12 protein-coding genes are annotated in these 13,430 nt (G+C 45.4%); 2 read left to right on the top strand and 10 right to left on the bottom strand.

Annotated features, from left to right (window positions below; genetic code table 11):
- Nucleotides 1-94: 94 nt before the first annotated feature.
- Nucleotides 95-907: a fructoselysine 6-kinase gene (locus ACUC6J_RS03785; protein ID WP_447249779.1), complete on the bottom strand. Its 813-nt coding sequence runs from the start codon at nt 905-907 to the stop codon at nt 95-97.
- A gap of 28 nt (nt 908-935) precedes the next feature.
- Complete coding sequence (locus ACUC6J_RS03780; protein WP_447249778.1) at nt 936-1,904, bottom strand: SIS domain-containing protein; 969 nt, start codon at nt 1,902-1,904, stop codon at nt 936-938.
- A gap of 276 nt (nt 1,905-2,180) precedes the next feature.
- Between ACUC6J_RS03780 and ACUC6J_RS03775 the strand changes: the two genes are divergently transcribed.
- The gene (locus ACUC6J_RS03775; protein ID WP_080902360.1) at nt 2,181-2,813 is read left to right on the top strand and encodes a LysE family transporter; all 633 of its coding nucleotides are present in this window, start codon (nt 2,181-2,183) and stop codon (nt 2,811-2,813) included.
- Between the two features lie 20 nt (nt 2,814-2,833).
- On the opposite strand, the gene ACUC6J_RS03770 is transcribed toward ACUC6J_RS03775, so the two are convergent.
- From ACUC6J_RS03770 to ACUC6J_RS03755, 4 genes are all read right to left on the bottom strand, one after another.
- Nucleotides 2,834-4,174, bottom strand: a complete 1,341-nt coding sequence (locus tag ACUC6J_RS03770) for an amino acid permease (RefSeq protein WP_045245124.1) — start codon at nt 4,172-4,174, stop codon at nt 2,834-2,836.
- A gap of 156 nt (nt 4,175-4,330) precedes the next feature.
- On the bottom strand, nt 4,331-4,630 hold the full coding sequence (locus tag ACUC6J_RS03765) for a spore coat protein (protein ID WP_447249777.1): 300 nt from the start codon (nt 4,628-4,630) through the stop codon (nt 4,331-4,333).
- Between the two features lie 15 nt (nt 4,631-4,645).
- A complete protein-coding gene (locus ACUC6J_RS03760; protein WP_017428452.1) occupies nt 4,646-4,831 on the bottom strand; it encodes a spore coat protein in 186 nt (61 codons plus the stop codon).
- Between the two features lie 195 nt (nt 4,832-5,026).
- Complete coding sequence (locus ACUC6J_RS03755) at nt 5,027-5,449, bottom strand: hypothetical protein (RefSeq protein ID WP_017428453.1); 423 nt, start codon at nt 5,447-5,449, stop codon at nt 5,027-5,029.
- A 286-nt stretch (nt 5,450-5,735) separates the two neighbouring features.
- Between ACUC6J_RS03755 and ACUC6J_RS03750 the strand changes: the two genes are divergently transcribed.
- Nucleotides 5,736-6,200: a MarR family winged helix-turn-helix transcriptional regulator gene (locus ACUC6J_RS03750; protein WP_013369372.1), complete on the top strand. Its 465-nt coding sequence runs from the start codon at nt 5,736-5,738 to the stop codon at nt 6,198-6,200.
- Nucleotides 6,201-6,368: 168 nt separating this feature from the next.
- On the opposite strand, the gene ACUC6J_RS03745 is transcribed toward ACUC6J_RS03750, so the two are convergent.
- The 4 genes from ACUC6J_RS03745 to ACUC6J_RS03730 form a co-directional block, all read right to left on the bottom strand.
- Nucleotides 6,369-7,961: a glycoside hydrolase family 32 protein gene (locus ACUC6J_RS03745; RefSeq protein ID WP_447249776.1), complete on the bottom strand. Its 1,593-nt coding sequence runs from the start codon at nt 7,959-7,961 to the stop codon at nt 6,369-6,371.
- A gap of 107 nt (nt 7,962-8,068) precedes the next feature.
- The gene (locus ACUC6J_RS03740) at nt 8,069-9,568 is read right to left on the bottom strand and encodes a glycoside hydrolase family 68 protein (protein WP_019686126.1); all 1,500 of its coding nucleotides are present in this window, start codon (nt 9,566-9,568) and stop codon (nt 8,069-8,071) included.
- A 611-nt stretch (nt 9,569-10,179) separates the two neighbouring features.
- On the bottom strand, nt 10,180-11,694 hold the full coding sequence (locus ACUC6J_RS03735) for an MDR family MFS transporter (protein WP_447249775.1): 1,515 nt from the start codon (nt 11,692-11,694) through the stop codon (nt 10,180-10,182).
- 173 nt (nt 11,695-11,867) lie between these two features.
- Complete coding sequence (locus ACUC6J_RS03730) at nt 11,868-13,427, bottom strand: ABC transporter ATP-binding protein (RefSeq protein ID WP_447250280.1); 1,560 nt, start codon at nt 13,425-13,427, stop codon at nt 11,868-11,870.
- Between the last annotated feature and the right edge of the window lie 3 nt (nt 13,428-13,430).

The raw sequence follows: 13,430 nt of genomic DNA, 5'->3' as shown, positions 1-13,430 counted from the left end.
ATGTACCCTCACTTGTCATATAACGTTATATCACTCTCACTTAGAGTATCAAAGGTTACATATTCTTACAAGTGAAGATATTCGAAAAGGATCGTCAATAATGAACGCCGTATCCGAAGGAACCTTCTACCAGACAGCTCTGGGCGGCAAGCCTTGAGCCTTCTGCCATAGCATCCTGAATGTTGCCTTTTTCCAAAAAGCTCAGTAAAAAAGCAGTTATATAAGAGTCGCCTGCCCCCATGGTATCCACAGCGTCAACGGAATCAGGCATTTGAAAATAGAACTTCGTACCATCATAGGCGATGGATCGGTCACCGCCACGTGTCGCGACCAGAATTTGTCCCTCTTTTTTTCGATTGGAGCGGATATAATTCTGTGTCTCTTCATCCGTCATATGGCTGCAAGAGAAAAATGCAAAATCGGCATACGTAATATTTTGTTCTACTTGTGTATCTGTAAAATCATCTGAGAAATCGAAGGAAATAGGGATTCCTAGCGTCTCTAATTCAGGCAGCAAGTGACCTGTATGACTGTACAAGCCAGTATGAATTAGGTCGAACCCGCCAAGATAGTTCCTGTCATCTTCGCTCAGTTCCAATGGAAAGAGACGTGTCACTCCCCCCTCATTACTGCCCAGAAATACTCTGTCTCCGTCTTCCAGGGTTACACGTGCGCAGCCGTTCTCACCGCTGTGATATCTGCACCGTGAAATATCGATGTCAAGCTCACGCAGGGTGTGTTCTACATGCCGTGCTTCGTTGTCGTCCCCAAACACTCCTATAAAGGCTGCATCCACTCCCGCTTTTTTGGCAAACACACTAAAATTAAGCGCATTGCCGCCAGGGTACATCATACGCAGATGAACATATTTATCTACCACATTATCGCCAATGCCTAGAACCTTCATGATGGTTTCCTCCTGTTGGTAGGTGCGCTTAGTAAGCTACTTTGCCCATATAACGGCGAGTTTCCAATGGGTGATTGCGTACATTGGCTAGTGCTTCACGATACACACATACAATGCTGTAGAATAACACCGGGTTAAAAAACTCTACTACTTCGTCTGCAATCGTTCCGATGCCAAGCTCCTTTGCATCAATCACTTCCACTTTCTCGGCATACTGATTCAGGAAAGTCTGTGCCCGCTCATCCAGCGCCCGTGTGCGTCCTTCGTTGATCATCAGAATAAATGGAGTTTCCTTATCCGTTACTTCAAACGGACCATGGAAGAATTCACCGGAATGGATAGAAGCTGCATGGAGCCATTGCATTTCCATCAGCGAGCAGATGGCAAATCCGTAAGCATGTCCATAAGACGCTCCGCTGGTCAGGATATAGAAGAGTTCCTCGTTGCGGTATCTGTCTGCGAATACTTGGGCACGTGGTTCAACTTGGACTTTGGCACGGTTAATAATCCCATTGATTGCCCCCAATCCGTTCTGGAAAGCCGGGTAATGCGCATATCCCTCAGCGATTTGCAGCAGTTCAACCGTAAGTTCTAAAATAATAGCCATCGGGTTGCCTTTAACATCGCTCTCATCACCCCACTCGTAGAGGAAGGAATAATCCGAATAGTTGAGCAGGTTCGCTTCACTGTTGTGGGTTAAGCCGATGGTATAAGCACCTTTCTCTTTGGCTGATTTAGCAGCCGCGACCGATTCTGGAGTATTTCCACCGTGGGAACAAACGATGACCACTGAGTGTGCTCCCAATCGTTTAGGCAACGCATGTACAAACTCATTTGCTGTATACATGCCTGCTACCAGTTTTCTTGCTTCACTATCCAGAAAATATTTTGAAGGATACATATCCACTAGTGAGCCCCCGCAGGCCACTAAATAAACCTCGGAAATCTCCCCATTCGCTTGTTCATAAATCGTCTGAACCGTCTGTTGTACATTCATTTTTTATCTCTCCTTTTATATAACGTTATATAACGTATTGTTTACGAGATAAATATAAGCGCTTTCACTAAAAGTGTCAAGCCTCTCATTAAAAAAAGCTCTAACCCTTTTGTATAAGGATTAGAGCTCCTTTGGGATTGGATTCATTGGGTTAGCAAATAACGAGGCTGTGGCTACATATACGCACAAAAATATGGTCTTACACATGGGTTTGTCCGAATAAACTAAATGAGACAAATACATAACGTCCAATAAATAATCAAGGAGGAAAACACCATTAATACATTTATCAGTTATGTTTTTCTGGGTCTGTCTCTTTCAGCTCCCATTGGACCTATCAATGCTGCGCAATTAGATCGAGGTATTAAAAATGGATTTTGGCACGCCTGGTTTATTGGGCTAGGTGCAATCACAGCAGACATTATCTATATGATGCTTGTCTATTTGGGAATGATCCATCTTCTTAATTCCCCATTTGTCAAAGCTTTTTTATGGCTGTTTGGCTTTTTCGTGCTTGTGTATACAGGTCTTGAAAGCATCAAAAATGCTGGTGTGATTTCAGAATCCGAATTAAGGGGAAATAGTAATACCCTGACCAACTCCTTTGTAGCCGGCTTTCTGATGTCGTTGTTTAATCCTCTCTCCATCCTTTTCTGGCTTGGGATTTACGGATCCATACTGGCCAACGTCGCTAATACTTATCCAGTACAACAGCTATTGATTTACAGCGGAGCGATTGTACTAGGCGTGTTGGCCTGGGATGTGACGATGGCAGCCGCTTCAAGTGTTTTCCGTCGATTTCTCAGACCCGGATTGCTTAAAACCATCTCTTGGATGTCAGGTCTGTCTCTTGTAGGCTTTGGCTTTTATTTTGGTGTACAGGCATTTCAATTACTTTTTTTACGCTAACGCTTGTCTTCTTGATAAAGTTAACGAGGTTCCTTGCCGTGCTTTCGACGCACCCATTGTACAATGAGGTCACATATGGCAATTAACAAGACTAGCAGCAAACTGATGTAAACCCCAGGGCGGCTAAGCTTATGAAAAAAGGCCCCTACTACAGCCAAAGCGATCAGCAATAAGCCAATCCAGCGTTTAATATTGCTCGATGTGCTTGATTCCAGTAACTTACCTGAAGACAGCAAAATAAAGCACCAGTTATATAGCAGCATTAAGCCTGCAGCTGTTGTGATATATTCATACACTTTTCCCGGTAGCAGCAACGATAATACGATTGCAGAGATTAATCCAACAGAGATCAAACTAAGTGCATACAGAGGATATTTGCCCTTCCACTTCCGTGAGAACAGTGTGGGCGCATCTCCTTCCTGGGCAAGAGTAATCATCATCGAAGTCTCTGCATATAGCGATGCTGTCATCGTTGAGAATCCTGCAATAATCAGGACTCCATTAAACAAATGAGGCACAAAGACCAGATGATCGCTACTGAGCGCAAGCACAAAAGGACTTTCCTTCGGATTAAAGGCACTTAATGGTACCATAGACACAGCCAGCCCAATCGATAGCACATACACTACAACCAGCGTAATCAGCATGACCTTTCCTGCTTTGGGTGCTTCCTCCGGGTTTTGAAGTCGGTTAGACATAATTCCGAGCACTTCGATACCTCCGTATGCATAAAAGGCAAAAATAAAAGATGACCATAATCCTATGCCACCGGTTGGAAAAAAGTCTTTGTAGCTGAGGGGAAACTTCGGATTATATTTACTTCCTCCGATCCAGCCTGCCAAAAGCGCAATCGCTAGGACCAGAAACATCACAAGAGCCGCCATCTTAATAATGGCGAGTACATTTTCTACACGATCAAAGCCCTTATTGCCAAAAAAAACAATCACAAGCCCTAAGAGCCCGAAGCCTGCCGCAAAAATCCACATCGGTACCTGAGGAAACCAAAAACGTGAAAATATAGACAGCGCGGTTAGTTGACTCCCATTAATAAGCAATTCTGAGAACCAATATACCCAGCCACTGCCGAAGCCTGCCCAATTACCAAATGCTTTTTGGGCATAGGAACGGAAAGAGCCCTGTTCTGGATGATCTGCCGTCATACGCGAAAGAGCGTCAAACACCACATACGTCCCAACTGCTGCCAAAAAGTAAGCAATCAGTACGGCTGGACCACCAATGGAAATCGCTAAACTGGACCCTAGAAAATACCCTGTACCGATGGTGCCTGCAACTCCTAACAAGCTCAGCTGCCACCATTTTAGTTTTTGATCTTTTTGTTTGCCCGCTGAAGGCTTGCTCATAAGAAAATCACCCTATTTCTAAATTTGAGACCGATACCTTGTTTTTTTATGATTTCCTTCTTCTCCATATTTCATGTGAAGTTCTTTCAATTTGTAATAAAGAAGCACCAGCAAACTCGATTAAAGTTTGCTGGTGCTTCTTTTTAATTAAACGTTTCACATTTTGGGCAAAGAAAGTGCCTTGTCTGCATTTTGAATATCCATTTGAATTTGCTGATCTGGATCATAGGCGTTGTAGTAACCATTGTTCTTCATATAATTAAAAATTTGCTCATGAAGATTAACAGCTTTGCTCAATTGGTCACACAGAACATTCCGAACTTCCGGGCTAGTGGACTCTGTTAACGCTGCGGCGTAGTTTTTGATCCCATTTTTAGCTGCGATTAACAGATCGGCAGCAATCACCTGATCGGTCATGGGAGTCGTACCAGTCATATTCCCAGTAAAAGAATTCACGTTAATCCTCCTTCATTATACAAGCAGATTTTTAAGCTGTTGAATATCTTGTGTACCGCCACTGATATCCTGCTGTAAAATATTTTTCAAATTTGAATCTGAGACTAAAGGCAGCATAGCTTGAGTTTTTGTGATACAAGTTGTTTTAAACGTAAGCAGCTCATGCAATTCCAATTTTTCGTGAACTCCGAGTTTTTGCAAGATCAAAACCTCCTTTCTGAACTTCTTTTGGTATTTCCTACGATTACTGCCCTTATGCACGATCCAAGAACCTTAGTTTTCACAATGTCCTTTTCAGCTTTTTCTCATTATGAAAAAAGGTTCCTTCAAACCATTAGTCATGGTTTGAAGGAACCTTTTTGTTCCAAAGTGAGCAGCAAGGGTGAACACCATTATTTAGGTATGGACGCTACCTGAAAAACCGTCCACATCGTCTTCCGGTTGTTGATCAGAGCTGACGTTGTGTTCCTGTGTTGTGTTCGTAAACGTTTGGGAAGAGCCGCTTTTATACGCCTCGCTCCAGTCCTCATTAATGATGTGCGCTGGAATAATCCAATCCTCCGGGCTATAACCTGGATTTTGCACACCGATATTACTTTGTTTACCTGGACGATAAGTGAGAACTCCTGTCTCAATTATACTTCCTTCATAAGCTTGGCAAATCTCTAATGCAGACAGCACATCCTGGTTCTCAACGTGAACACTGAGGCCTGTATCACCGTTCGTGCTGGCAGAGTATCCAATTTCCTTTAATGTTTCACAGGCTTGGGCGGCTTGCTGCGGATCACGAAATTGAAAACGGAAAGAACCCGTATCCATGTGCTTCATCTCCTCTGAATTTATCTTATTTTGTTATTTGGGTCCATTAGGTATGTTATTTGTTAATATAACCAATCGGAACGGTATTTTTACATTCGAAACCTTTATTTTTCAAAAATTTACCTTAAAGCTTTGAAATTAAATAATTAAAAAAGCAGCTACTGTGACAAATCGCATGTTTTCCCTACGTAAATCCCTTTATGCTAGTAGTAAGGGTATGGTTGCCCGGTCATCCGAACCGAGCGGTCAAAGGATGCCCAAATCCATACATAAAGGCGGAATGAAGATGATAGATTACCGAACATTGGTGACACAGCAATCTATGCATTTGTATAGCGTGTTTGCCAAGTCATTCAAAAGTGTAAACGAACATGCGGTTGCTGGCATCAAAACGGTGGGCTTCAACCCAACGGCCTTCGCCGTGATGGAAGTTTTATATCACAAGGGAGCACAACCAATTCAACAAATTGGAGCCAAACTGCTTCTGCAAAGCGGAAATGTCACTTATGTTATCGACAAGCTGGAGAGCCGTGGTTATTTGCACCGTCACCCGTGCGACCAAGATCGTCGTATTATATATGCAGAGTTGACGGACGAAGGACAACGCGTCATGGACGAAATTTATCCTGATTATACACGTCAGATTGAACGTGCCTTTAGCGGAATCAGCGAAACCGAAAGAGATCAACTCATCGGCTTGCTCAAAAAATTGGGCCGTAGCGCTGATAATCTGTCACCTTATCACAAATAGAATGAATAGTAATTTTAGCAACTGTCCAATTGTGAATAAAAGAACAATCCTATAGCTGTGCTAACGAAAATTTAGATTTACACAGAAAAGTCCACCCTTATATTTATGGGTGGACTTTATATATACCTGAGCGAAATATGCCTAAGCTTACGAGCAGCATAAGACCTGTTATCGACTAAAATGTTTGATCACTACATTATTAAAAATAGCCTTACCGCCATCTGAAAAAAGAGTAATTCCCTGATCCTCTAAGCGTGGAAATATTAAGGAGGAATAAGCTACTTCTCCATCATCTACAAAGACTTCGATGCTGGTTTTATCGACAAGAATCTTCAAGTGGACATTTTTTTTATTGGTATCAAAAGGCGCCTTACTCTCTACATATTTACCACTCTGATCCGGCTGCCCGGTGTTTGCTCTGTTTACATAAGAGTATTGACCCTCCACCGAAACACCCACATCTACATGACGCTTGCCATCCGCAGACTCTCGAAGCCTCAAGCCTGTATTTTTGATCGTTGACCAAGATACATCTGCTTCTAACTGATAGGCATCACCTGCTACCGGAAGCTTGTGGTTCCCCTCTACTTGGATCTTCCCCAATGACTCCGTTGCAGTTGGGAATTGCTCCAAAGCTGATACAGGCTGTGAAACCAAGCGATAGCCGACATCAGTTGTACGCTTCAACCGAATTTGGCGAACAACCGAATCCATGCCATTAAAGCCTTCCTTCAAAGTAGGCGTGTTGTTGGCATAATCCCAATTGTTCATCCAAGCCAGCGCATAACGGTGACTGTATTGGTCTTTGGCTTTGCCGTCCTCGAACGTAACCGCACCATACCAGTCAAAGCCATAATCCAGCCAACCAGGATCATTGCGATCAGGGAGAAATGCTTCTCCATTAAAATCCCCCGTCCAGTAGGCATACGTATTGGGTCCGCCGGTTGGTTTACTATTGGCGCTTGCACCTAGAATCCATTGATAGGTCCCATCATCCGCGCGCATCTGGTAAAGGTCAGGACATTCTACAAGTCCGATATTTTCCGTTTGAAAGCCGCTCGTAAACTGCCAATCCTTTAAATTTTTCGACTTATAAAAGCCAATCTTCGTTCCCTCCGCCATGACCATCACCCATTGATTACGTTGAATATCCCGGATGATCTTGGGATCTCTGAAATCCTTCGTGCCAGGGTTGGACATCACGGGCTTGTTGCGATAAGAAGTAAACGTCTTGCCTTTGTCCTTACTGTACCACAGAAATTGTTCCTGCTTTCCTCCATCTGCGGAGGGCTGTGTGACAATGGCTACAAGTGCGCCTTTTCCAAAACCTGCGGTGCCATTATTGTCGATCACGACCGAACCGGACCAAGGGTCTCCATTCGGATTCGTATATTTAGGAATTGCCACCCCTTCATCTTTCCAATGAACCAGGTCGGTGGATGTGGCATGTCGCCATTCTGTACCGTTCTTATGAGGGTAATCACGATTATATAAATAGTAGTAATGATATTGCCCATCCATATAAATAGGCCGCTGTGGATCATTTTTCCACTTATCCGGGACGGTAAAATGATAGGCGGCCCGATAGGTCGGTGTTGTATGCTTGCTTTGATTGGCTTGGTTTTTTGGAGCTGCTGCAGGTTTTTGAGGTTTGCCTGCATCCTGTTGGTACATACTCCACCCCATAGCTATGAAAATAGTTAAGCCTGTGATAACTACTACGGATCGTATTCCAATGTTCTTGAAGGCTTTTTTTCTCATTATGACGATCCTCCTTACCCCTCATTGCATTGTTATGTATCGTCCGACGGACGACAGATCGGTAATCTACCAAAGCTGTCGCCTTCGGACATGCTGCTTATAACTACTTATTTCTTTCCATACTCATTTTGGTTATCTTTTTTGTCATTTCCTGGATCAATCGTAATTTGACCTTGCTCCAGAATACCGTTTTTCACAACAGAGGTTTTCGAGCCTTTAATATTCAACAGGAAGCTTGGTGCGAAAGTAGATTTGTGATCTGGGAAGAGTCCACGATTAGTCATATAACTCGAAACGACTACGTTATTGCCTTTGCCTTGCGGGATAGCAAAATGAGCATATGTCCAGGTAATATCATCACGATCCAGATCCTGATGAAGAACGAGACCGGTTCCATTCAGGGGTTTATAAGGCCCTGTCAAGGAAGTAGAAACATAACCCAACATGTAAATATCATCGTCACCGATCGCATCTACAGTCACCTTGGAACCTCTTGTACTCGTAAATAAATACCACAAACCGTTCATTTTGAACACATTTGCCCGTTCAATTTCATCTGTTACCAGATTGGATGCAAGCAAAGGGGGCATTACATTTTTCAATGTATAATCATCATTCAATTCAACGATGCCCAGTGCGCCGTTCGCCAGCTCAGCTCCTTTTTTCTTAGGACTTTGTTGCAAGTTTTGTTGCTCTTCCGTGAAGAATTTTTTATTGCCACCATAATAAGCTGAGTTTTGAAGCGATTCTTCGCCCTGGTAGCCTGTTTCTGTCCCTGTGTTGGCTTCAAATATAATATATTTGTGGCCTTGATCCTCGACATAGTGAGGGTCTCTAAGGGTATGATTATCCATATCCACTCCGACGCTTTGTTGTACATTTTGATAGGTTTTACCATCTCCACCGTCATAGATCGATTTCAAATCCTCGACTCCATCTACTTTCAGTGTCTTATCATCAGGCTGAGAGACATTAATTTGAGCTGTGCTCAAGGTTTGCTTGCCGTATAATTTGTTATTCGGATCATAGGGCTGTCTGCTGGTATAAAATAAACGTACATGTCCATCAGAGGTTAAGGTAGCAGAACCTGACCATTCTTCTGACTGATTTTTGAGAATCGGATCGTTGGAGAGCAGTTTATCATTGTCTTTAAAGACTCTACCAGCATTTTTCCAGCCGCTCAGTGAAGTATCACCCGCTTTTTGATAGAACAGATATATAAATGTATCCTCGCCTCTTTTAGGATCGCCTGCCAGTCCAAATACGATATTATATCCCTTGTAATTAGCTACTGTACCATCGGCATTTTGCAACGGCCAGCTGTCCCAAACATCCAGATCAATCTGCTTACCTGAGCTATCGTGACCAATAGCAGAAGGAATATTCTTAATTGTAGAGGCATCGAAGGATGGAACCTCATATTTCTCTTTGCCTTGCTGTTTGAAAATATTCAGCATGTCATTACGCGTAATTTGGGTGAATGCATTGTCTGCATTGAAATCAGCCTTATCATTTTCTTTTGCAAAAGCCTGAACGCCGCCTCCTAACAGCAAGGTAGTTGCTACTGTTGCAGTGGCTGCTTTACTGAACCATTTGTTAAACTTCAAGTACTCCATCTCCCTTAATGTAATTATGCTTTCTAGTGTTGAAGCCCAACTTTTTCGTTGGCTAGGGCCATTTTATATGGTATGTCAAACGATTGATATAGACTGAAAAGCCCTATTATGTGAGGGAAGAAAACAGATTCCTCTATGAATTTCATCCTCATATTTTCCTAGTAATTTTCTGAAAATACCTATTTTTTTCATTCCTATTACATTCAGAAAAATTTGTTACTTGATTTTTTTCCGTATCCCATTTTGCTTGGTTGGTTGCTTCATTCACATGCAAAATTGTTCAAAATATACTCATAAAATGCTCGATTTGTAAGCGGGTGCAAAAAAATGGTTCCTTAGTACCCTATAGCTCAATTTAGAAACAGCTTTTTTGTTACAATTTTTTAAGACTTTTTTACCACTTTGTAACCTATATCATATGAATATATCGCAATCTCTAGGGGATTTTTATTTCCTTTTTGTATATTGGGGAATTTATCGGTCCTATACGAAGTGGCTATTTTGCTAAATCAGTAGGAGAAGAGACCTTAGCATAAAGAAACAGCCCGGCCCCTTATTGGTGTACCGGACTGTCTCTTTAATATGAAAGAAGTATATTTTTTTTATGCGTGTTCTCTTTGTGGTGTCTTCACACGCTGATCTGCCTCTTCTTCCGTACCCGGTGGGCGGTTCCGCAAACCTAAGACAACAAACCAGCTAATCACCGCAATAACGACCATGATCACGAATAGGGAATGCAGACTGTTTTCCAGTACAGACCGGAGTAATCCGGCAACCTTGTCACTTAGACTTTGTGAAGCATGCGGGGCAAGCAGACCATTAATATCCTCCTGTGTAACCCCTTGCTGAGTGAGCTGTCCGTCGGCTGTCTGGGCAGCAATACGATAATTCAGCCATGAACCGAAGGCTGCAACCCCAATCGTTTGTCCCAATGTGCGCAGGAACGTATTCAAGGCTGTAGACGCGCCACGCAGCTGGAATCCGACCGAGGACTGAGCAATAATCGTGAACACGGTTATCGAGAAGCCAAATCCCAGTCCATACAATAACGTAGACAGGAACAGAAGCCAGATTGGAGTTGTTAGGTTCATCAAGGTCATGACGAAGGCTCCCAATACAATCAGAGTCAGCCCGATCAAAGAGGTTCGACGCGAGCCCAGCGTCAGCAAAATGCGTCCTCCGATCATGGAGCCGAACAACCAACCTACCGACATTGGGGCCAGCGCCAGACCAGATGAAGCGGCATCTCCACCGTGTACGCCCTGAATCCATAGGGGAAGATAACTAGTCAGCCCGATTAGCAGGGTACTGACGAGTAGTGCAGCGGCACAGGAAAAAGCGATATCCCGTATCCGAAACAGCTTCAGAGGGACCATCGGTTCCTGAGCGCGCTTTTCGATAACCAAAAACAAAACCAGGAACAAAATGGCCACGGCAGCCAAGGCCAGCAATTCAGGAGAAGTCCAGTCGATATACTGTCCCCCCAGGGCCAATACGAGCAAGAGTGCCGTCATCCCGATGGTAAAGGTAACTGCTCCCGCCACGTCGATACGTGCGGTACGCTTGCTTACCTGTTCCCGCAGGTAACGGGCGATGAAGAACATAGCCAGTAATCCAAAGGGAACGTTAAAGCCAAAAATCCATTCCCAGCCAAAATAGGTGACCACGTAACCGCCCAAGAGAGGCCCGACAAGGGAAGAAATCCCCCATACCGAGCTGATCATGCCTTGGACTTTACCACGTTCCTCCATTTTGTATATATCACCGATAATGGTAAAGGTAACAGGAATGACACCGCCTGCTCCAATCCCTTGAATAGCCCGGTATAAAATAAGCTGCTCCATACTACCAGCCAGCATACAAAGCAAAGCGCCAATCACAAATAACGAGCACCCAATTAGAAAAATGGGTTTACGGCCAAACAAATCGCTAAGCTTGCCGAAAATAGGCGTAGTTACAGCCATCGTCAACAAATATGCTGTAAAAATCCAGCTGAGCAAATTCACACTGCCCAGTTCACTAACAATTGTCGGTCCCGCTGGACCGATAACCGTTCCTTCAATCGCGGCCAGAAAGGTGGCCAATAGAACACCTGTCAGCACGAGTCCGCGCTTCATAGGTTTATCGTTTCCCAAGCAAATCACAAATCCCTTCTTTGTATAAACTGTGCTGTATCTGTACGGTTTTCCTTCCCAGCTTGGATGATTACCCGCACTGTATAATCGTAAACAGGCGGCCTATATAGGCCGCCTGTTATGTACGATGTATATATATTATTGTCTACATATCCTTAATTTTTGTCAACTGTAATCGTATGATTAATCCAGCTATCTTCCGTTTTATAGAGATACCCCTCTTCCATACGAAGAACATGGCTGGCAAAGCGTTCAGCTATCTGCAAATCGTGGGTAATGATCAGAAAAGCCGCGCCTTCAGCAGACTGCTCTGAGCACATATGGAGCAGGATGTTTGCCCCTTCGTAATCCGTTCCCGCAGTCGGCTCATCCAAAATGTAAAGCTTTTTGGGGAGGATAAACTGCGCCGCAACGCTCAAAAGCCTTTTTTCGCCTCCACTTAGCAGATACGGCGAGACCTCCAGTCGGTGATCCAGCCTGGCGGCTGCCAGTAAGCGATGCGCTCGTTCCTCATAGGCGGCGGGAATCGGATCTCCGATCCGTAAACCAAACTTGGCGCGCACACTGTACAAGCATTCTTCCCACACCGTTGCAGCTGCAAACTGATGCTCTGGTTGCTGGAACACATAGCCAATCCCCGCAGCCAGTCGGTGAATGGGCAGCTTCGACATATCCTGCCCCTCCCACCACATGCATCCCTTCGGTGCGGGGAGTAGACCCATAAGCAGCTTGCCCAGCGTGGTTTTGCCAGAGCCGTTCTCGCCCAGCATTACGGCTCGTTCGCCAGGCGCAAGGGCAAGACTCACGCCCTTAAGCGCCGGGCGCTGGCTACCGGGGTAGGTGAAGGGCAATCCCTTCACCTCCAGCAACGGCTGCCCAGCGCAGTTAGCCGCCGAGCCGGAATTCACCCCCGGCTCACGCGGCATGTCTTCCCTCCCCGCGGAAGAGGGAAGCAGCCCCCAGGCTGCCAGCTGCGCACCATGCTCGCGCAGCAGCTTTTCGGGCGGGCCTTGCAGCAGCATAGTCCCGCCCTTCAGCACGATGAGGCGCTGCGCTGCACGCGCACCATCATCTATGCGGCTGGACGCAGTGATCACCGTCTGGCCTGCGGCATGGAGCCGCCGACATAGCAGGACGAAGTCCCGTACCGCCGGTGGGTCCAACTGCGCAACTGCGTCGTCGAACACGGCCAGCGGCGTTTCCAGCGCCAGCACCGCAGCAATGGCGGTGCGTTGGCGCTGACCTCCCGAGAGGCGCCGCACGAAGGAGCCGCGCTCGGATGCCAGGCCGACGGCCTCCAGTGCAGCGGCCAGGCGCTGCTCTATTTCTGCCGGAGGCACGCGCAGGTTCTCCGGCCCAAAAGCAATTTCGTCTTCGACGATTCCCTGCACTAGCTGGGCATCCGGGTCCTGAAGCACGACGCCGACAGTGGTGGCGACCGTAGCCAATTCAGCGGTGTCGGGGTCCATCCCGTACACGGTCAGCTCGCCAGTCCGTTCGCCCTCGCCAGAACGGGACAACCCGCCATGAAGCAGCTGGCACAGCGTAGACTTTCCACTCCCACTAGCTCCAACAATGGCTATGTGCTCACCCACCGCAATGTCCAGCGTCAGACCATGTAACGCTGGCTCCACCTGGTCATCGTACCGATAGCCAAAATTCCTCAAGGACACGGCCATTCTATTCCCAGAATCATGATTACTACGTTCATTCATAAC

The organism is Paenibacillus sp. JJ1683, assembly GCF_053006485.1.
The sequence above is the reverse complement of the archived record's forward strand: the minus strand, read 5'-3'. Positions and strand labels throughout refer to the sequence as shown.